General features: G+C 67.7%; 22 protein-coding genes. 14 read left to right on the forward strand and 8 right to left on the reverse strand.

Annotation, left to right across the window (positions count from 1 at the left end):
- Positions 1-4: 4 nt before the first annotated feature.
- Positions 5-925: an alpha/beta fold hydrolase gene (locus FPT20_RS08135; protein ID WP_158864248.1), complete on the reverse strand. Its 921-nt coding sequence runs from the start codon at positions 923-925 to the stop codon at positions 5-7.
- 109 nt (positions 926-1,034) lie between these two features.
- Between FPT20_RS08135 and treS the strand changes: the two genes are divergently transcribed.
- The 6 genes from treS (at position 1,035) to FPT20_RS08165 (ending at position 6,646) form a co-directional block, all read left to right on the forward strand.
- Complete coding sequence (gene treS / locus FPT20_RS08140) at positions 1,035-2,744, forward strand: maltose alpha-D-glucosyltransferase (RefSeq protein WP_158864250.1); 1,710 nt, start codon at positions 1,035-1,037, stop codon at positions 2,742-2,744.
- Between the two features lie 98 nt (positions 2,745-2,842).
- Complete coding sequence (locus FPT20_RS08145; RefSeq protein ID WP_158864252.1) at positions 2,843-3,568, forward strand: exonuclease domain-containing protein; 726 nt, start codon at positions 2,843-2,845, stop codon at positions 3,566-3,568.
- A 17-nt stretch (positions 3,569-3,585) separates the two neighbouring features.
- Entirely contained in the window at positions 3,586-4,062 is a 477-nt protein-coding gene (locus FPT20_RS18150) for a DUF4190 domain-containing protein (protein ID WP_158864254.1), read from the forward strand.
- 73 nt (positions 4,063-4,135) lie between these two features.
- Positions 4,136-4,435: a DUF4190 domain-containing protein gene (locus FPT20_RS08155; RefSeq protein ID WP_158864256.1), complete on the forward strand. Its 300-nt coding sequence runs from the start codon at positions 4,136-4,138 to the stop codon at positions 4,433-4,435.
- A 504-nt stretch (positions 4,436-4,939) separates the two neighbouring features.
- Positions 4,940-6,364 (forward strand): recombinase family protein, encoded by a 1,425-nt coding sequence (locus FPT20_RS08160; RefSeq protein WP_158864258.1) that lies wholly within the window; start codon positions 4,940-4,942, stop codon positions 6,362-6,364.
- Between the two features lie 12 nt (positions 6,365-6,376).
- Positions 6,377-6,646 (forward strand): hypothetical protein, encoded by a 270-nt coding sequence (locus FPT20_RS08165; RefSeq protein ID WP_158864260.1) that lies wholly within the window; start codon positions 6,377-6,379, stop codon positions 6,644-6,646.
- 191 nt (positions 6,647-6,837) lie between these two features.
- Here FPT20_RS08165 and FPT20_RS08170 read toward each other — a convergent pair whose 3' ends face one another.
- Positions 6,838-7,353 (reverse strand): hypothetical protein, encoded by a 516-nt coding sequence (locus FPT20_RS08170; protein WP_158864262.1) that lies wholly within the window; start codon positions 7,351-7,353, stop codon positions 6,838-6,840.
- Positions 7,354-8,071: 718 nt separating this feature from the next.
- Between FPT20_RS08170 and FPT20_RS08175 the strand changes: the two genes are divergently transcribed.
- The 3 genes from FPT20_RS08175 (at position 8,072) to FPT20_RS08185 (ending at position 9,815) form a co-directional block, all read left to right on the forward strand.
- Positions 8,072-8,965, forward strand: a complete 894-nt coding sequence (locus tag FPT20_RS08175) for a P22 phage major capsid protein family protein (protein WP_158864264.1) — start codon at positions 8,072-8,074, stop codon at positions 8,963-8,965.
- A gap of 81 nt (positions 8,966-9,046) precedes the next feature.
- A complete protein-coding gene (locus FPT20_RS08180; protein ID WP_158864266.1) occupies positions 9,047-9,292 on the forward strand; it encodes a hypothetical protein in 246 nt (81 codons plus the stop codon).
- A 124-nt stretch (positions 9,293-9,416) separates the two neighbouring features.
- On the forward strand, positions 9,417-9,815 hold the full coding sequence (locus tag FPT20_RS08185; protein ID WP_158864268.1) for a hypothetical protein: 399 nt from the start codon (positions 9,417-9,419) through the stop codon (positions 9,813-9,815).
- A 167-nt stretch (positions 9,816-9,982) separates the two neighbouring features.
- On the opposite strand, the gene FPT20_RS08190 is transcribed toward FPT20_RS08185, so the two are convergent.
- The 5 genes from FPT20_RS08190 to glgA form a co-directional block, all read right to left on the reverse strand.
- On the reverse strand, positions 9,983-10,255 hold the full coding sequence (locus tag FPT20_RS08190; protein ID WP_158864270.1) for a hypothetical protein: 273 nt from the start codon (positions 10,253-10,255) through the stop codon (positions 9,983-9,985).
- A 1,853-nt stretch (positions 10,256-12,108) separates the two neighbouring features.
- Entirely contained in the window at positions 12,109-12,564 is a 456-nt protein-coding gene (locus FPT20_RS08195; RefSeq protein ID WP_158864272.1) for a hypothetical protein, read from the reverse strand.
- A gap of 511 nt (positions 12,565-13,075) precedes the next feature.
- Positions 13,076-13,330: a type B 50S ribosomal protein L31 gene (locus FPT20_RS08200; RefSeq protein ID WP_158864274.1), complete on the reverse strand. Its 255-nt coding sequence runs from the start codon at positions 13,328-13,330 to the stop codon at positions 13,076-13,078.
- A 143-nt stretch (positions 13,331-13,473) separates the two neighbouring features.
- On the reverse strand, positions 13,474-14,274 hold the full coding sequence (locus FPT20_RS08205) for an ABC transporter ATP-binding protein (RefSeq protein ID WP_158864276.1): 801 nt from the start codon (positions 14,272-14,274) through the stop codon (positions 13,474-13,476).
- A 10-nt stretch (positions 14,275-14,284) separates the two neighbouring features.
- Positions 14,285-15,493, reverse strand: a complete 1,209-nt coding sequence (gene glgA / locus FPT20_RS08210; RefSeq protein ID WP_158864278.1) for a glycogen synthase — start codon at positions 15,491-15,493, stop codon at positions 14,285-14,287.
- 47 nt (positions 15,494-15,540) lie between these two features.
- On the opposite strand from glgA, the gene glgC reads away from it, so the two are divergent.
- Entirely contained in the window at positions 15,541-16,785 is a 1,245-nt protein-coding gene (glgC, locus tag FPT20_RS08215; RefSeq protein ID WP_158864280.1) for a glucose-1-phosphate adenylyltransferase, read from the forward strand.
- Complete coding sequence (serB, locus tag FPT20_RS08220) at positions 16,782-17,459, forward strand: phosphoserine phosphatase SerB (protein ID WP_158864282.1); 678 nt, start codon at positions 16,782-16,784, stop codon at positions 17,457-17,459. Before glgC ends, serB begins: the two co-directional genes overlap by 4 nt.
- A 6-nt stretch (positions 17,460-17,465) precedes the next feature.
- On the opposite strand, the gene fabG is transcribed toward serB, so the two are convergent.
- On the reverse strand, positions 17,466-18,176 hold the full coding sequence (gene fabG / locus FPT20_RS08225; RefSeq protein ID WP_158864284.1) for a 3-oxoacyl-ACP reductase FabG: 711 nt from the start codon (positions 18,174-18,176) through the stop codon (positions 17,466-17,468).
- A gap of 62 nt (positions 18,177-18,238) precedes the next feature.
- On the opposite strand from fabG, the gene FPT20_RS08230 reads away from it, so the two are divergent.
- Genes FPT20_RS08230 through FPT20_RS08240 form a run of 3 tightly spaced genes read left to right on the forward strand, consistent with a single transcriptional unit; the run spans position 18,239 to position 19,686 of the window.
- On the forward strand, positions 18,239-18,541 hold the full coding sequence (locus FPT20_RS08230) for a DUF3099 domain-containing protein (protein WP_158864286.1): 303 nt from the start codon (positions 18,239-18,241) through the stop codon (positions 18,539-18,541).
- 45 nt (positions 18,542-18,586) lie between these two features.
- Positions 18,587-18,811: a hypothetical protein gene (locus FPT20_RS08235; RefSeq protein ID WP_158867949.1), complete on the forward strand. Its 225-nt coding sequence runs from the start codon at positions 18,587-18,589 to the stop codon at positions 18,809-18,811.
- A complete protein-coding gene (locus FPT20_RS08240) occupies positions 18,808-19,686 on the forward strand; it encodes an SURF1 family cytochrome oxidase biogenesis protein (protein ID WP_158864288.1) in 879 nt (292 codons plus the stop codon). The genes FPT20_RS08235 and FPT20_RS08240 overlap by 4 nt, the downstream gene beginning before the upstream one ends.
- The last annotated feature ends 73 nt before the right edge of the window (positions 19,687-19,759 follow it).

Below are 19,759 nucleotides of genomic sequence, written 5' to 3' on the forward strand. Positions count from 1 at the left end.
GCCGTCACTTGAGGAAGGCCTGAACGGCCTGTGCGGCCGCGGCGGGGGTCTCGTAGTGGATCAGGTGGCCGACCTCCGGGATCGCCACGATCTCCGCATCCGGGAACAGACGCTGAAGGCGGTACTCCGCCGCGATCGGCGTGATGTCGTCCTTCTCCGCCGCGACGAGGAGGGTGTGCTCCGGGATCCGGGCGGCGTATTCGCTCACGTCGTGGGCGACGGAGGCGCGGAACGCCTCGAGCACGACCCTCCGGTCGCTGAACGCCGAGAAGTAGCGGTCGTGCTGGTCGTGGATCCAGCGGCGCAGGCGCTTGTCGCGCGTCTTCGCCATGGCCTCGCTCATGACACGGACGATGAGACGGTTGCGCAACAGCGCGAAGCCGAGCCGCTCCGGGAGGGCGGCGGCGAGCCAGTAGTAGAAGATGGCCAGCCGAGTGAGGACGCCGCGCGGTCCGCGGAGCGCCGGCTGTCCGATGGGATTGACAAGGATGACCGAGTCCGGATGGAGGCCGTCCGCCCGCTCCGCATCCGTGCCTTCGCCCGGGCCTCCGGCGAGCGCCGCGGCGACGACGATGGAGCCGAACGAGTGCCCGAGGAGCACGAGCCGACCGCCCGGGTCGACGGCGGCGACGAACGCGCGGAGCCACCGGCTGTACCCGTCGATGTCGTGCGCGGCCACGGTCAGCGGTGTGGACTCGCCGAACCCCGGGAGGTCGGGCGAGATCAGCCGCAGACCGGGCAGTTGCGCGACCACCGGCTCGAGCCCGTGGTGGTCGCCGCGGAAGCCGTGCACGAGAACGAGGACCGTGTCGGATGCGGGGTCGCCGTAGTCCCAGAACCGGGTCGTCCCGCCGAGCAGGCGGACCTCACCCGTGCGCACCGGTACCCGGTCGAGAGCCGCGGCGTATGGTGAGGAAACAGTCATCCGACTCAGTCTAGGCAGACTGGACAGGGCACCGTTCCGACGCCCTAGACTTTCCTGGTTGCAATCGCTTGCATCGGCATCGATCGGCTCCCCCGCCGAAAGGAGAACCGTGAGTTTCACCGCGCCTATCACGCTGCCCGGACTCACCCTCGACCCTCAGTGGTACCGCCGGTCGGTGTTCTACGAGGTCATGGTGCGCTCCTTCGTCGACAGCAACGGCGACGGCTCCGGGGACATCGCGGGGCTCATCTCCAAGCTCGACTACCTGCAGTGGCTGGGCATCGACGCGCTGTGGCTGCCTCCCTTCTTCATGTCCCCGCTCCGCGACGGCGGTTACGACGTGGCCGACTTCAAGGCGATCCTCCCCGAGTTCGGGACCATCGACGAGTTCCGCGAGCTCGTGACGAAGGCGCACGAGCGCAACATGCGCATCATCATCGACCTCCCCATCAACCACACCTCCGACCAGCACGAGTGGTTCCAGCAGTCGCGATCGGACCCCGAGGGCCCGTACGGCGACTTCTACGTGTGGAACGAGACGAACGACAAGTGGCCGGACATCCGCATCATCTTCGTCGACACCGAGGACTCCAACTGGGCCTTCGACGAGGCGCGCCGCCAGTTCTACTTCCACCGTTTCTTCTCGCACCAGCCCGACCTCAACTACGAGAACCCGGCCGTGCACGAGGCGATGTACGACGTCATCCGCTTCTGGCTCGACCTGGGCGTCGACGGCTTCCGTCTCGACGCGATCCCCTACCTCTACGAATCCGACGAGGGCAACGGCGAGGGCGAGCCGAAGACCCACGAGTTCATCAAGCGCCTTCGCGAATGGGTGGACCGCGAGTACCCCGGCCGCATCATGGTGGCGGAGGCGAACCAGTGGCCGCGCGAGGTCGCGGCGTTCTTCGGCACGGAGGACGAGCCGGAGTGCCACATGGCCTTCGACTTCCCGGTCATGCCGCGTATCTTCTACGCGCTCCGCTCACAGCAGGCGAACGAGCTCATCCGGGTGCTGTCGGAGACCACCGACGTGCCGGAGGGCTCTGCGTGGGGCGTGTTCCTGCGCAACCACGATGAGCTCACGCTCGAGATGGTCAGCGAGGAGTACCGCCAGGCGATGTACGGCTGGTACGCCTACGACCCGCGCATGCGGTCCAACATCGGCATCCGGCGCCGCCTCGCCCCGCTGCTCGACAACTCGCGGGCCGAGCTCGAGCTCGCCCACGCCCTCCTGTTCTCCCTCCCCGGGAGCCCGTTCCTCTACTACGGCGACGAGATCGGGATGGGCGACAACATCTGGCTCCCCGACCGCGACAGCTCCCGCACGCCGATGCAGTGGACGCCCGACCGCAACGGCGGCTTCTCGACCGCCGACCCGGGCAAGCTGTACCTCCCGGTCGTGCAGTCCCTCGTGTTCCACTACAACCAGGTCAACGTGGAGGCGCAGCTCGCCCAGTCGCGCTCGCTCCTCCACTGGATCCGCAACGTCATCCACGTCCGGAAGGCGCACCCGGTCTTCGGGCTCGGCGACATCCGCGTGCTGCCCACCGATCACGAGTCGGTGCTGGCGTTCGTGCGGTCGTACGCCGGAAGCGGTTCGCACTTCGGCGACCAGCCGGAAGACGTGCTCTGCGTGTTCTCGTTCGCGCACAACCCGGTCTCCGTCACGTTGGAGGCGCCCGAGTACGCGGGGAGCGCCCTCTACGATCTGTTCGGCGGCGCGGAGTTCCCGACCATCGCCGACGACGGCCGGTTCACGCTCACGCTCGGCACCCAGAACTTCTACTGGCTCCACATCGAGCCGCGTCGCGACTGAGCAGCGCGGCGACCCATCGAGCCTGTGGAGGGGCGCGTCCCTCCACAGGCTCGGCGAGTCGCCGCGATGTGCGCTGCGGTGCTCCCTAGCCTGAATACATGACGTGGCACCGCGAACTCGGCGTTTTCGACCTCGAGACGACGGGCATCGACGTCGAATCGGCTCGCATCGTCACCGCGCACGTCGGTCTCCTCGACGAGCGCGGCGACGTCGTCCGGCGCCGCGACTGGCTCCTCGACCCGGGCACCGATATCCCCGCCGAGGCGACGGCCGTCCATGGCATCACGACGGCGCGCGCCCGCCGGGACGGAATGCAGGCCGCGGCCGGGGTCGCGGCGATCGTGGCCCAGCTGCGGAGTCTGTTCGAGCGTGGAATCCCCGTCGTCGCCTACAACGCGCCCTACGACTTCACGCTGCTCGACCGGGAGGCACGGCGCCACGACATCGCCCCGCTCGAGTCGCCGTTGCCGGTCGTCGACCCGCTGGTGATCGACCGCGCGGTCGACCGCTACCGCCGCGGCAAGCGGACGCTGTCGGTCACAGCGGTGCACTACGGCGTGAGCCTCCTCGACGCGCATGACGCCGGAGCCGACGCGATCGCCGCGGGACGGGTGGCGCAGGCGCTCGCCCGCGTGCACGCCGAGGCGCTCGCCATGGAGGCTGCCGAGCTCCACCTGCGCCAGGTCGACTGGTGCCGAGAGCAGGCCGCCGACTTCCAGGAGTACATGCGACGCGTGCGCGACCCGCAGTTCACCGCGTCCGGGCACTGGCCGGTCCGGCCGCCGGCGCACGACGAAACCCGGTCTTCTGCCGCCGTCGCCTGACCGCTAGGGTCGGGGCCATGAGCGACCCCGATCTGAACCCTCAGCCCCTCCCGCCGGAGCACGGCGCGGGCGCCCCGCCAGAGCCGGGGAACACCGGTGCGACTCCCCCGCCGGCCGATGCCGCGCCGCAGCAGCCTGGGTATCCGGCACCGCAGCCCGGCTACGGCTCGCCCCAGCAGCCCGGCTACGGCTCGCCCCAGCAGCCCGGCTACGGCGCGCCCGCGTACGGTGCCCCCGGGTACGGCGCTCCTGCGCAGCCCGGGTACAACGCGCTCGCGATCGTCGGCTTCATCCTCGCGTTCTTCGTCAACATCGTCGGAATCATCCTTGGGTTCGTGGCGCTCGGTCAGATCAAGCGAACCGGCGAACAGGGGCGCGGGCTCGCGATCGCGGCGGTCGTCATCGGCTTCGCGGAGATCGCGCTCGGCATCCTCCTGGCGATCGTCTTCTCGGTCATCTTCGGTGCGGCGGTCAGCCACTACCGCACCTACTAGGCACGTGCCCGATAGCGGCACCCCCTTCTCGTGGGGCTATTGAGGCCCTGCCCCGGCCGATAGTGTCTGGCGCATGACGGACTCCTCTCTGAATCCCCAGCCCCTCCCGCCGCAGGCGGCCCCCTACGGCGCTGCCGCCGAACCCCGATGGAACACGATGTCGATCGTGGCGTTCATCGTCACCTTCTTCGTCAGCATCGTCGGGATCATCCTCGGCTTCATCGCGCTCTCCCAGATCAAGCGCACCGGGGAGCGCGGCCGCGGGCTGGCGCTGGCAGCCGTCATCCTCGGCTTCGCCTCGATCGTCCTGACCGTCATCTCGATCATCGCGATCGTCGGCTTGGCGGCCGCCGGTCACTACTCGGGTTCCTGACCGGGCTCCCTGGCCGGGGCCCTCACCGACCTCACTGATCCGGTTCTGGCCGGACGCGCAACGATCCACAGCCTCCCGGCCTGCGCCGGGCGCGAATGGTCACTAATGGCCCCCTCAGCTGCCGATGTCGGCAATGAGGGGGCCATTAGTGCCAACTCAGTTCCGCTGTCGGCAATGAGGGGGCCGTTGGTGCCGACTCAGCGGCCGATCCCGGCCGCGGGGCCATTGGTGCCGACCCAGCCGGCGAGCCCACGCCCCCCACGCACGACGAAGGCCCCCACCAAGCGGCGGGGGCCTTCATCTCTGCGGCGCGAACGCCGCCGGCGGCTTACTTGCCGAAGTTCTTGTACCGCACCTAACTGGTACGGTCGATCACATGAGCAGAACCCAGCCACGACGTGCCGTACTTTACGTGCGCCTTTCGAAGGACTCCGAGCGCTCAACATCCATCGCGGGCCAGCACTCCGACCTCCACGCGATCGCGCACCGGGAGGGCTGGAAGTCGTGGCGACATTCGTGGACAACGGCCGCTCGGGCGGCAAGGAGCGCGCCAACGCTCAAGCTGCCTACGACATGGTATACAGCGGCGCCGCCGACGTCCTCGCTGTTTACGCATACGACCGATGGAGTCGTCAGGGCATCGAGAAAGCAGCCGACGTGATCCGGCTTGTCCGCGAGCGCCAGGAGTCTGGCCACCCGGCGCTATTCTTCGCAGAGCGGGAGGGCATCCGCTCTGACCGTGACGACTGGGAAATGCAACTGGCGTTCGCCGCCGACATCGCGAAGAAGGAACGCGACCGCACTCGTGCGCGCCAGATCGCAGCTCGCGACAGGATGCGCCGGGAGGGTCGCAACCCCGGCTATGGCACACCGCCGCTCGGCTACCGAACCGGCCCTCATCCGACGCTCTCGACTGGACGTGGCTTGCTCGTGATTCCCGAGGAAGCGGAGATTATCCGAGAGATTGCGGATCGCCTCGTCCGCGGCGAGTCTACGGTCAAAATCGGCTACGACTTGACGGAGCGAGGGTTCCCTCGAGCGCGGTCGAAATACCGCAAGGCACTACTAGCGGGTGACGATCCCACTGGCCTGGACAGGGGCGCTTGGGAGCCGCCCCGCATCCGAGACACATGGATTAGTGACCATCTCCTCGGGCGCGTCAGCTTCAAGGGCGCACCCGTTCTCGACGTATCAACTGGCCTCCCGCTCACTCCGTTCGAGCCCATCCTCGACCTCGAAACGATACTCAAGATACGAGAGCGCTTTTCAGCGAAGCGCGGCGAGCAACGCCTACGGCGCGCAGCTCGGCTACTTTCCGGGGTCGCCTACTGCGGTATCTGCGACGAAAAGTCCTACCCTAAGGTGTCACGTGGTGTTCCCTACTATCAGTGCTCTGGCGTCGCCCGCGGTAAGAAGTGCCCTCAACCACGGATCGACGCCGCGCTCGTCGAATCCATGGTGTCAGACCTGTACCTGGCGGTCCGCGGGGACGCACCGGAGGTTCGAGTGGTGGAACATCTGAGCGATCCTGAAACGGTCGCCCTGCTCGCGACGGTGTCCGAACAAATCTCAGTGGAGACGGCACGGTGGGCCGCGCTCGATGGCGATGAGGCAGATGCAGTCCTTGCGACCATCGGAGACCTCAAACGGCGCCGGAGCGAACTGCAAGCCATCAAGCCACGGCGGACCATTGAAGTCGTTGAGACCGGTCGGACCTTCGCGGCCGCGTGGGCAGACGCCGACACGGACGGACGACGAGCGATGTTGCTGGACGCTTTGGACCATGTGAGCGTCTACCCACGCTCGAACACCGACCGAGTAGTCGCCCACTGGTACGAGGGCATCGACCAGCCAGAAGGGCACTCCAGCGGCCCCGACAACCCCGCCAATCGTCGCGCGCCGCGTTCCGTTCGCGTCTCAGAGCTTTAGCCGAGGATCCGGATGCTGACCTATGCCGAGGCAATGGCGCGAGTCCGCGAAGACTACGCCGCCACGTGGCTCGAGTCGCACCCTGGCGGCACGTTCCACACGGACCCCGACGGCTACGAGGACGGCAGCGCCTACCTCGTCCCCGTCTCCGACCCGTGCGGGCCGCCGATGGTCGACGACGCGCCAGCCGTGCTTGTGGACAAGGTCACCGGCGGGGTGAGCCACCACTCGCCTCTCGACATTCTCGACCGCATGGGGGCCATGACGCCGATATCGGTCTAGCCTCCCGGAACCCGGACTGGCTCTTATCGGCAGGCGCTCATAGCGTCCAGATCACCTAGCGCGCGCTTTCGCCTGGGGGCATTTGGGCGGCGCGCCCCGCGCTCAGCGCCGAGCCCGAGGCACCGTACACGTCGCGGCCGCCAGTGTCAGCGCGGGTCACCGAGCGTCCATGCAGCGGCGCACGGAGCGCCCTACGACGCTTGGTCCGTACGTCCAGAGGCGCCTCTGGAGTTGGCATTTGCGGGCGACGCATGGTCCATCGCTCGCTCATAGGCGATCGGATCGAACGCCTCTATCCAGCCATGATGAATGGCTGCGAATTCCTCAGCAAGCCCGTTGAGATAGGAGGCTTCCAGCGGCGTATTTTGCGGCAATCCGCCTGAGTTGGGAATGTGAACCAGTACCGGCCGCCCGCTCTCGACCAAGTTGCCCGGGATGCTGTGTAGTACGGCGTTGCGCTGTCTCGCGGCTGATTTTGCCCGCTCTAACCAGTCGACGCAGTGAAGCGCCTGTGGCCGCCCGTCGTGTTTGAGTAACGCGACCGCGTCGTCAATCAGCCGTCCTAGGTTCTTCTTGGAACCGATACTCTTAAGAATTTGTTCGGCGACGGCCCGCGCCCTGTCCTCAACATTGATAGCGGCCCAGGCAAGCCTCCCAAGCGCCATGATGACGTCGTTGTCGAGGTCGTCCCACGTGCCGTCAGTCACAAGGTAATGGTAGCGGCGCCGGTTAGGCCCAGCCGTGCAGTCCGTTGGCGCCGCAGTCCGCCACGTTGCACGCCGAGCGAGGTGAGGCGGAGCGCTCCGGTGTCGGGAGTGTGACGAAAGTGACGAAAATGACGTCACCTTCTATTACTTGTACGAGTCTCTCTCTCTTATGGCCGGAATAGAGGGTGACGTCATTTTCGTCACTTGCGTCACACAACCTCATCCGGCGCCTGGAAATGGGCGCTTAGCACTCTCGGCGCGGCCAGCGGTGGGCACACTGGCGCACTACTCAGGTGTACCAAGATGTGCACGTTCGGTTCCCGAGGAGGCCCCCATGTCCAGCAGTTCGCGATGCTCCCAGTGTGGCGTTGCAATAACGAGCAAGCGGCGAGACGCTCGCTATTGCGGTGCTCCCTGTCGGGCTGCCGCGAGCCGCGGGCGTGCCGCCTCCACCATCGCCACGCTCACCGTCCTCGCCGCCATCCGTGAGGTCGCCCCTGGCTGACGCCATGGCTGGCGTCGAACGAGCACTCGACGGCCGGTAAAGCCGCTGACGTCCCCAACCGCTACTCGGTAGTGCCGGGCGGGCGGAGACCCACTCGCGCCCTCGGGCGCTCCTCGACGACCGGGCAGAGTCCGGCGCGTCCAACTACGCAAGCGCGTCCCATCCCTCCCGTCAGGCGCCCACAGGCGCCGCTAACTCCCTAGGAGTGCCTCCATGGCTACCAACACCCTCCTCGTCCCCTCCGAGGTCGCCTCGCTCGCCGCCGAACTCCTGGCCGGTGACCTCGGCGTCGCTGCCACCGTCTCGACCGACGTGCGGGCAGATTTCGCCGACCGCGTGGGTTCTAGCATCCGCGTCCGCGTCCCGGGCGCCGTCAAGGCCATCGACCGCGGCGTCGGCGAGGTCTCGCCGCTCACCCGCCAGAACATCGCCGAGCAGTACATTACGGTCACCCTTGAGCACGACCGCGGCTCGGTCGTCCCGATCAGCGACGCCGACTACACGCTCAACCTCAAGGAGTACGGCGTCCAGGTGCTTTCGCCCCAGGTCTCGGCCATCGCCAACTCCATCGAGCGTGACGTCGTCGCCAAGCTCAAGGCAGCGCCCGTCGACGCGGGCATCGCCTACGACCCGGCCAAGCCGACCGACGCCCTCGCTGCGATCCGCACCCGCCTCCGCTCCAACGGCGTCCCCGCGTCCACCAAGCTTCACCTCGCGGTCGCGCCGGACGTGTATGGCGACCTCCTGGCCGCTGGCGCGTTCAACGACAACGCGACCGACGGCGGCCTCAGCGTCGCCAAGTCGTTCACCGTCATCGAGTCCAACCGTCTCGAGGCCGGCGAGCTGATCGGCTACATCCGCAACAGCATCGCTCTCGCCGTGGTCGCCCCCGAGGCACCGCAGGGCGCCCCGTTCTCGGCCTCGCAGGCCGTTGAGGGCGGGGCCGTCCGCATCGTCAACGCCTGGGACCCGAGCGTCGGCGTCGACACCTCGTACGTGAACACGTTCGTCGGCGTCGCGGCCATGCCGCTTCCGGTTGTCGACGAGGACGCCGGGAGCGTGACCCTCGTGACCAACGGGGGCATCGTGCACGTCGCCTCGGCGTAACCGCCCCCTCCAGACCGGGGCTCGCCCGCAGGTATTAGGCCAGCGGGCGGGCGAGCCCCTCACCTCTCCGAAAGGTCACGTATGACTAACCTCGACCGCGCACGGTACCTCAGCATCGTCGAGGCGGCCGTCCGCGACTACCCTGTCAACCTCTCGGCGCTCTCGTCTGCGCAGCGCGCTGCGCTCGAGGCTCAAGCCGAGCGCCAGCACACGACGCCCCAAGCCGTCCTCGACGCCGCCCGCGACGAGGTCCTCGCCAGCATCGAGGCAGAGCGCGCAGGGCGCGCCATCGCCCTCGAGGTAGTCGCCGAGAGCGGAGGCGGGTGATGGCCGGACCGTCCAAGCGGTTCCTCAAGGGCAAGTACACGCCGCCGCCCGCACCTCGGATGCCTCGCGCGCCCTACCCCACGCCGAGCATCCCGCCTCGCCCGGCGCCCTCGAGACGTTCCGAGTGACCGCGCTCCCGCCGCCCGTCGCGGACCTCGAGGCACGCCTCGGCCTGGCCTCTGGAACGCTTGACGGCGATGACCTCGCCCGCGCCTGGGCCGCCCTCAACGACGCCGCCGTCCTCGCCGTAGCCGAGGCCGGCGTCGTGGCCGGCGAACGCTGGCACGTCGACGCTCCCGCCGTCGTCACCCTCGTCGTGCTCAAGGCCGCCCGCCGCGAGTACGAGAACCCGCGAGGTGTCCAGCAGGAGACCCAAGGCGACCACTCGATCGGCCTTACCGAGACCTCCGGCGTGTACCTCACGCCCCGCGAGCTCATGCAACTCCAACGGGCCGCGTTCGGTGGCTCGGGCCGGTTCCTCGGCTCGATCCGCACCCCTAGCGCCTACCCGCAACGCCCCTAACTGTCCGGCACGCGCGACGACGCGCGCATCGGCTAGCGCCGCGTCGAGGCCCTTGCCCTTTCCGCTTGACGCGGCGCCGTCGCTGCCTCTCCGCCGTGACGCGGATGACGACGGGCCGGGCCCGTCCTCCCTCTCTCGAAGGACGACGGGCCCGGCACATTCTCGTACTAGGCGTTCTTACGGATCCAATCCCAGACCTCCTTGTCCAGCCATCCTTGGCGGTCTTGCCCGGACACGTTGACCACGAAGATGTTGTCGTTCGCGTCGAGGACCGGGCCGAGGTTGTCATAGATGCCCTGCGCTGTGAGCGAGTATCCGCTCACCATCCACGTCGACTCCATCAGCTTGGCCCACGCTCCATATGCCTTGATCTTTTGCGAGAGCTTCTCGTACTTCTGCCCAGGTGTGTTGAGGTCGTAGGTGATCAAATAGGCGGTCATTGGCCGCTTCCTTTCGGGAACAAGCCACCTACCGTGGCGGCGCGCCGCCTAGTCCGGGTGATCCGCATCCCGACGTACTTGGGATACCCTCGAGTGAGAATCCGGCCAGATTCGACCCAAGAGGCCCGAGAACGGTAGAGCCCGTGTCTCGGGCGTTCTTGTTCTTGTCTCAAGTCTGCGCGACACCTACGACGCGAAAACGACGACACGCCGAGTAATCTCCCGGGGCCTCATTCGTTAATGACTATGGTTTCGCAGCCATCGAGCCTCCTGGCTCCGGGCATCAAGACGCGCCGCGCTCGCTCCAAGGGCCTTGGGTGGCGCGAACACCAGTCGGGACCGCCCGGTATTGTCTCTTTAGACGCGGCGGGGCTGTCGACCGCGGTACGCGCAAAACGGCAGATTGCACCGCATGAACCGACCTGTCACAGGCATGACCATCATTGCGCCTTGCGCCGAGCCACACCCCGCAATGCGACGACGCCGGGACCCCTGGGGGCCCCCTCCCCCCTCCCCCCTCCCTCCCGGCCCGGTTAGGCATAGGGCCTCGGGGCGCGCGCGAGTCTGGGGGTTCGAGCAGCTCGAGTGAGACGCCTCGCGCCCGCGGTCCGAGGGCTGAGCCGCCGCTTTGACTCCGCCCACCCACCACAACAACTGCTCGCCTACGCACACACTTCGCTGTGCCTTGTTCGGCGTCAACTGAGTCTGCCGTCGACCGCGAGTCGCGGCACGTGTGCATCCGGTCGATGGTGAACCTAGGGAGCGTGGACCTTCAACGCACGCTCCTTCTCGCATTGATCCTCCTGGGCGCGGGGTTGCCGGTCCTTGGGGCCGGCCTGGCCTACCGGAACGGAAGAGAGACGCTCAGAAGGCATGAGGCGGACATGGCCGAGTCTGAGGCCCTCCGTCTTGAATGGGGAAAGGCTCAAGCGGCGGCCATGCAGTCAGCCGCTACCTGGAACGCCGAATCTCGGAAGATCACGGCGCACTATCACCAGCAGTTCAAGGAGCGTGGGCTCCTAGTCCCGTCCTTCGATACGGCGGGTCAAAACGCTACGGGTGATCTAGCCATACTCCCCGTTCTCCGGTTACTCGGCAGGGGCCAAGGGTGGAACGTCGCGCTGGTCGCTGCCGGAGTGTTGTGCTCCACGGTGGCCGCCGTATGGTCCCTCTGGCTCCCACCTGTCTAAGGCGCTGCCTGCCGCTCGCCGAGTTCACGCCCCGGGCTAGACTCCGATCATGATTCACCTGGTGGCGCACTTTTGGGCGCACCCCGCGCCCGCACCAGATGGACTAGCGATCGCGGCGTTCGCTCTCTCCCTTATTGCGTTGCTTTGGAATATCGCTCTGACGTTCGTCCGTTGGCCGCGCGTGGCCACGGACATTCGTCAAAGCGCCTTCGCCACCGTCAACGGACCCGGCGACGGACGCGAGGTCCTTTACCTGGTGTCGGCAACCAATATGGGCGCCGAGCCGACAACAGTGTGGAACGTCGCACTTGCAGAGAAGGGCAGCAGACGGGGTCAGTACTATGCGTCGGTCGAGAACGAGCGGGCAAACGGCAGAGCAGTCGACGGACCCGAACTTCCCGCGACTCTCCCCGCTCGGTCAACCCTGACGTGGACGTTCGGCCACGAGGTAACCCGACACGTCCAACCCGGTACCGTCACTCAAGGGGTCGTCCAGCGCTTCCGGCCCCTCCGATGGTGGCATTCGCCTGAGCGTCTCCAATGGAAGGAATACAGATCGGCGCGCTCTCGGGTGCGCGATTAGGCCCCCGGCTTCGAGAACTCTCGAGCCCGGGGGCTTTTCGTCGTTTCTGCCCCAGCAGCCCTGCCGCCCGAGGTGCCGATCTACGCTCGTGCTCGCGAAAGTCGAGTCTGGATCTTCTCGAGCAATTTCGACGGGAACTGATCCTCCATCCACAGCTCGTAGTAGCCCCCGGTCCCGTGCCTTGCAAGAACTGCTGCGGCTCCCTCGGCAATCGCCTGCGCCAGTTCTCGAAGCGGCATTGTCGCATCGAACTTGACCACCCCTGTGGCGTCTGGCTCGTCGACCCAAGTTCCGAACCAGATGATTTGAAGCCGCACGCGACCTTGTTGCTTTTCGAACTGCCACCAAAATGCGCCGGGCTCTTCGGACCAGAAACATCGCGCAGCGGCAGCGCCGTCGAGCAAGCCTTCAACCGCTCGGAGGAGATCTCCTAACGCGTCGCTCAGGTAAGACGCAGTCACGTGGGCGGACTGAACCCCGTAGCGTACGTCCGCGTAGGCCCAGCCAGCCCGCCTAAGCCGGAAATCGAACTCCATGCCAGCACCGTAGTCCCAGCCCCCTCAGCTTCGTCGGACCGATCGCAGCCTATGGTGTCGGAACTTGCGATCCTTCATTTGGCCGCCTTCGAGGGACCGCACGAGTCAAGTGAAACGAAAGCACCGCCTCGCCGACCGACAACTTCTTGAACGTGCAAACGCATGGCATCGCTCGCTACGAAGTGATCCGAGCCACGATGTTCACGACCCCCACGACCGCGATGAGCGGCCCTATGATCACGAAAGGTACTAATGCCCATCGCTGGTTGCTCGTTGTGTAAATGCGATCGGCGACCCTCTTTCCGAAGCGGTCCGTCCCTCGGCGCCGGAAGAACTCCACGAGACGATCAGGATGCCTGAGGCCGTAGATGCCGAGGACAGTGAATCCCGTGCTCGCTACCGTCGAGATGATCAGCCCGGCCAGTGGGACGTTGCTCAACGGTCTCAGTTTCCCCTGCGTACGACGAAAGCCCCGCTCTGAGGCGAGGCTTTCGAGGTGGTGATGAGCCAGTTAGTTCTTGCCGAAGTTCTTGTAGCGCGAGTTGAACTTCTCGACGCGACCGGCCGAGTCGAGGATGCGCTGCTTGCCCGTGTAGAACGGGTGCGACTCGGACGAGATCTCGACGTCGATCACCGGGTAGGTGTTGCCGTCCTCCCACTCGATGGTCTTGTCGCTGGAGCGGGTGGAACGGGTGAGGAACGTCGCACCCGAGGCCAGGTCGCGGAAAACCACGGGGGCGTAGTCGGGGTGGATGCCAGTCTTCATCAGGACTTCCTTGTTGCGTATCGTGTTCGGTCGGTCTTGTCCGCGCTGGACCGCGAGGACGGGAAGCTTACGGTCCGCCACGGTTCCGGCCCGCACTACGGCAGGAAGATGTCGAGGACCAGCTATCGATTCTAGCAGATCGGTCAGTCGGTCGCGGACTGCCGCGCGCGCGCGGCGTACCGGCCGTCGACCTCGCTGATCTCGACGTCGACCCCGAAGGCCTCGCTCAGGTTCTCGCCGGTGAGGACCTCGGCGAGCGGTCCTTGCGCCGCGACGCGCCCCTCCTTGAGGAGCAGCGCACGGTTGAAGCCCTGCGGGATCTCCTCGACGTGGTGGGTCACCATCACGATCGCGGGCGACTTCGGGTCGCGCGCGTAGCCGCCGAGCAGCTGGAGGAGCTCCTCCCGGCCGCCGAGGTCGAGGCTCGCGGCCGGCTCGTCGAGCAGCAGGATCTCGGGGTCGGTCATCACCGACCGGGCGATCTGCACGCGCTTCTGCTCGCCGTCGGACAGGCTGCCGAAGGTGCGGTCGGCGAGGTGGTCGAGGTGCCACTCGGCGAGCACGCGACGGGCGCGGCGCTCGTCGATCTCCTCGTAGACCTCGTTCCAGCGGCCGGTGACCGCGTACGCCGCGGTCATCACGACGTCGAGCACCTTCTCACCGCGCGGGATGCGCCGTGCCAGCGCACTGGAGGCGAAGCCCAGCATCGGTCGCAGCTCGGCCAGGTCGCTGCGGCCCACCGCCTCGCCGAGGAGCGTCGCCTCGCCGGAGGTGGGGTGGAGGGACGCGGCCGCGATCTGCAGCAGCGTCGTCTTTCCGGCGCCGTTCCGCCCGAGGATGACCCACCGCTCGTCCGGCTGGACCGCCCAGTCGATTCCCTGGAGGACGGTGTTGCCGTCCCGCACAACGGACACGTCGGAGAGTCTGAGAACGCTGTCGGCCATGCTCTCTAGCCTAGTCGGCCGCGCCCGCGGCTTCCGACGGCGCGAGCGAGCGATAGACGTCGCGCGTCTGCTCCGCGATGGCCGTCCAGCTGAACGACGTCTCGGCGCGTTCACGTCCGGCGCGGCCCATCTCGGCGGCGCGCACGGGGTCCGAGACCACCTCCGTCAGCGCCGCCGCCAGGTCGGCCACGAAGCGCTCCGGGTCGGTGGGGGTGCCGGTGCCGTCCTGCAGCTGCTGGATGGGGACGAGGCGACCCGTGACGCCGTCGACGATGACCTCCGGGATGCCTCCCGTGGCGGTGCCGACGACCGGGAGCCCGCAGGCCATCGCCTCCAGGTTGACGATCCCGAGCGGTTCGTAGATCGACGGGCAGACGAAGACCGTGGAGGCGGTGAGCGCGATCCGCAGCTCGTCGTTCGGCAGCAGCCGGTCGATCCAGACGACGCCGTCGCGCTCGCGCTGGAGCTGTTCGACGAGTCCGGTGACCTCGGCCATGATCTCGTCGGTGTCGGGGGCGCCGGCGCACAGGATCAGCTGCACCTCCGGAGGGAGGCTGCGCGCAGCGCGCAGCAGGTACGGCAAGCCCTTCTGGCGGGTGATCCGGCCGACGAAGACGACGGCCGGGCGCTCCGGGTCGATGCCCAGCGCTCGAGCCCGCTCGTCGTCGTGGAGCGGCGTCCAGCGCTCGAGGTCGATCCCGTTGTAGATCACCGTCACCCGGGCCGGGTCGAGGAACGGGTAGGCCGCGAGGATGTCGCGCCGCATGCCCTCGCTCACCGCGATGATCATGTCCGCCGAGGCGTACGCCGTCTGCTCGATCCAGCTGGACACCCGGTAGCCGCCGCCCAGCTGCTCGGCCTTCCACGGACGCAGCGGCTCGAGGCTGTGCGCGGTGATGACGTGGGGAACACCGTGGAGGAGCTTCGCGAGGTGGCCCGCATGATTCGCATACCAGGTGTGCGAGTGGACGACGTCCGCTCCCCCGGCGTCCTGCGCCATCTGGAGGTCGACGCCGAGCGTCGCGATGGCTCCGTTCGCCTTCCGGAGCTCCTCGGGAACGCGGTATGCGAAGGTGCCGGCCTCCTCACGCTCCTCGCCGAAACAGCGGACCAGCACCTCCGTGTCGGCGCGGAGGGCCCGGACGAGCTCGGTGACGTGGACCCCTGCACCCCCGTAGATGTCCGGTGGATACTCCCGGGTCAGAAGGTCGACGCGCATGACGAGAACGCTAGTACAGCGAACAGTTGACCTCTACTGTTAGGGGCATGGCAGCAGGGAAGAAGATCTTCGGCATCGTCCTCGCGGGCGGAGAGGGCAAGCGGCTCATGCCGTTGACAGCGGACCGGGCCAAGCCCGCCGTCCCGTTCGGCGGGCAGTACCGGCTCATCGACTTCGCTCTGTCGAACCTCATCAACTCGCAGCTGCGCCAGATCGTCGTCCTGACCCAGTACAAGTCCCACTCGCTCGACCGTCACGTCTCGCAGACCTGGCGGCTCGACGGCATGCTGAACTCGTACATCGCCTCCGTGCCGGCGCAACAGCGCCTCGGGAAGCGCTGGTTCAGCGGGTCGGCCGATGCGATCCTCCAGAGCCTCAACCTCCTCCGAGACGAGCGCCCCGACATCGTCGTCGTCGTCGGCGCAGACCACGTCTACCGGATGGACTTCGGGCAGATGATCCAGGCACACGTCGACTCCGGAGCCGCGGCCACCGTCGCCGCGATCCGCCAGCCGATCTCACTCGCCGACCAGTTCGGCGTCATCGAGGTCGACGGTGCGAGGCCTGACCGGATCGCCGCGTTCCGCGAGAAGCCGAAGGACCCGGTGGGCCTGCCGGACTCGCCGGATGAGGTGCTCGCCTCCATGGGCAACTACGTCTTCGATGCCGACGCGCTCATCGACGCCGTGATCCGCGACGGCGACAAGCCGGACTCGAACCACGACATGGGCGGCGACATCATCCCGGACTTCGTCTCGCGCGACGAGGCCGCGGTGTACGACTTCAACAACAACGACGTCCCCGGTGCGACCGATCGCGACCGCTACTACTGGCGGGACGTCGGGACCATCGACTCGTTCTTCGAGGCCCACCAGGACCTCATCTCGACGCTCCCGGTCTTCAACCTCTACAACCGGTCCTGGCCGATCTTCAGCCAGGTGCTCAACTCGCCGCCCGCGAAGATCGTGCGCGACGGCCGCGGCGCCCTCGGCACGACGATCGACTCGATCGTGTCGCTCGGCTCGGTGATCTCGGGCGCGCATCTCGAGCGCAGCGTCCTCGGACCGTGGGCGAAGGTCGACTCCGGCGCGAAGGTCGTCGACTCGGTGGTGTTCGACCGGGCGATCATCGAGCCCAACGCGTTCGTCGGCCGCGCCATCCTCGACAAGGACGTCGTCGTCGCCGAGGGCGCCCGCATCGGCGTCGACCAGGAGCGCGACCGCGCACGCGGCTTCACCGTGACGGAATCCGGCATCACCGTGGTCGGAAAGGGAGTCCACGTCGTCCCATGACGCCTCCCGAGCAGCACCACCGGGCCGCCGATGATCCCGCCCGCTTCCTAGTCGTCCTCGACGCCGACTCGACCCTGATCCACGACGAGGTGATCGAGCTGCTCGCCGAGGAGGCCGGCTCGCGCACCGAGGTCGCCGACATCACCGAGCGCGCCATGCGCGGGGAGCTCGACTTCGAGCAGAGCCTGCGTGAGCGCGTCCGCACCCTGGCCGGCCTCCCCGTCTCCGTCTTCGAGCACGTCGGCGAGCGGATCCGCGTCACTGACGGCGTTCCCGAGCTGATCGCCGGCGTCCACGCCGCCGGCGGCGAGGTGGGCGTGGTCTCGGGAGGCTTCCACGAGATCCTCGACCCGCTGGGTGCGCGGCTCGGCCTCGACCACTGGCGCGCCAATCGGCTGGCCGTCACCGACGGCGTCCTGACCGGCGAGGTGGAGGGACCGGTCGTCGATGCCGCCGCGAAGGCTCAGGCCCTGCTGTTCTGGGCGGCCGCCGCCGGCGTGCACCTTCGGCAGACGATCGCCATCGGCGACGGCGCCAACGACCTTCGCATGATGGCTGAGGCGGGCCTCGCCGTCGCCTTCAATGCGAAGCCGAAGGTGCGGGCCGAGGCCGACCTGGTCATCGACCGGCAGGACCTGTCGCAGGTGCTGCCGCTCCTCGGGCTGAGAGGCTGACCGGCGTCAGTGCCCCATGCCGAGGCCGCCGTCGACCGGGATGACCGCCCCCGAGATGTAACCGGCGTCGTCGCCCGCGACCCAGGCGACGACCTTCGCCACCTCGGAGGGCGACGCGAACCGCCCGGCCGGGATGCTCTTCTTGTACTCGGCCTGCTGCGCCTCCGGCAGCTCGGCTGTCATGTCCGTCTCGATGAATCCGGGAGCCACGACGTTCGCGGTGATGCCGCGGGCGCCGAGCTCGCGGGTGATCGACCGGGCCATGCCGACGAGGCCCGCCTTCGATGAGGAGTAGTTGACCTGGCCCGCGCCGCCGAACAGGCCGACCACGCTCGAGATGAGGACGATCCGCCCGAAGCGGGCCTTCAGCATGCCCTTGGAGGCGCGCTTGACGACCCGGAAGGCCCCGCCCAGGTTCGTGTCGACGACCGAGTCGAACTCCTCGTCCGACATGCGCATGAGGAGGGTGTCCTTCGTGATCCCCGCGTTCGCGACCACGACCTCCACGGGACCGAGCTGCTCCTCGACCTCCGCGAACGCCGCATCGATGGAGGCGCTGTCCGTCACGTCGGCGCGCACGGTGAGCGCTCCCGCAGGGCCCTCGCCCGACCGAGCCGTCACGGCGACGCGGTGCCCCTGAGCGAGGAACTCCTCGGCGATCGCGTAACCGATGCCTCGGTTTCCGCCGGTCACGAGCACGGTGCGCGGAGTGGTCATAGGGTTTTTCCTCTCGATCAGGGCCGAACCCAGTTTATGGACGTACGCTGGAGGCGACGCACATGAAGCCTTCACGCCCTTCCATCACGAGCCTCCCGTTGTCCCCCGACGAGGAGCGCAAGCACCGGATGATCAAGTATTCGGTCGCCATGGGCGTGCGCGTCGTGTGCCTGTTCGCGGCCATCCTCGCACCGGGGTGGTGGGCCGCCGTGCCCATCATCGGAGCGATCTTCCTCCCGTACTTCGCCGTCGTCATCGCGAACGTCTCCGTGGAGCCGCGCCAAGCAGAAGTCCAGCGTCCAGGCAATATCCTTCCGGTAGCGCCTCCACCCGGAGGGGGCGGCGACCGGCCGGCGGACGAGTGAGCCCCGGCATCCATGAGCCGGAGGACCGATGAGCGGAGGCTGCCCATGATCGGGCTGGGCGAGCCCGAGCCCCTCACGTGCTCCCGTGCCGGGTGCCGTGAACGGGCCGCGTGGCGCATTGAGTGGCGCAATCCGAAGATCCACTCGGAAGATCGGGTCAAGGTGTGGCTCGCGTGCGACGAGCACGTCGGTTTCCTCCGCGACTTCCTCGCGGCACGGGACTTCCCGGTCGTCGTGGCCGCGATCGCGGACGAGAGGTCGACGGCATGAGCGACACCGCGCCCGAGGCGACGGCATCGCCCGGCTGGCGCTTCGCCTTCTCGCGCCGGTGGCTCGGCTATCTCGCGTTCGCGATCGTCTTCGCCGTCGCGTGCGGCTTCCTGTCGAATTGGCAGTTGGCCCGGAGCAAGGAGGCGGCCGCGGCCAATGCCGTCATCTCCGCGAACTTCTCCGCGAAGCCCGTTCCGCTCACCCAGGCACTGCCGGGTCTCGCCTCCTATTCCGCGAAGCAGGAGTGGCAGCGGGTGTCGGTGACGGGAACCTACGAGCGCGACCACGAGCTCCTCGTGCGCAATCGTCCGTTCAACGGCAACCCGGGCTTCGAGGTGCTGACGCCGCTCCGAACCGCCGACGGCGCCCTGTTCATCGTGGACCGCGGGTGGCTCCCCACCGGGAGCCGCACCGATTCTCCCGACTCCGTTCCCCCGGCCCCGAGCGGCAAGGTCACCGTCATCGCGCGGCTGAAGGCCAGTGAGCCGGCGATTCCCGGCAGAACCGCCACGGGCAATCAGGTGGGGACCATCCAGCTCTCGGTCGTCAAGGAGAAGCTCGGCGACGCGGACGTCTACACGGGCGCCTACGGCCTCCTGGACCGGCAGACGCCGGCGCCCGCGACGGCGCCGACCGCAACGGTCACCTCCCCGCCGACGCAGGACGAGGGCCTCCACTGGTCGTACATGATCCAGTGGATCATCTTCGCCCTCATCGGGTTCTTCGGACTCGGCTACGCCCTCGTCACCGAGTACCGCCGGCGCAACTCCGACGACCCCGCGGAGCGGGCGCGGGCGGCCGAGCGAGAGCGCCGGCGCCGGGCCCGCCGCACCGATGCGGACGTCGAGGACGAACTGCTCGACGCCGCCCGCTGATCGCGTGCTATCGTCGTCACGATCGTGTTCCGACGTCACGATCGTGTTCCGACGTCAGGAGGTGAGACCCATG

Origin of the sequence: Leifsonia sp. AG29 (assembly GCF_009765225.1) — a bacterium.
Classification (GTDB): domain Bacteria; phylum Actinomycetota; class Actinomycetes; order Actinomycetales; family Microbacteriaceae; genus Leifsonia.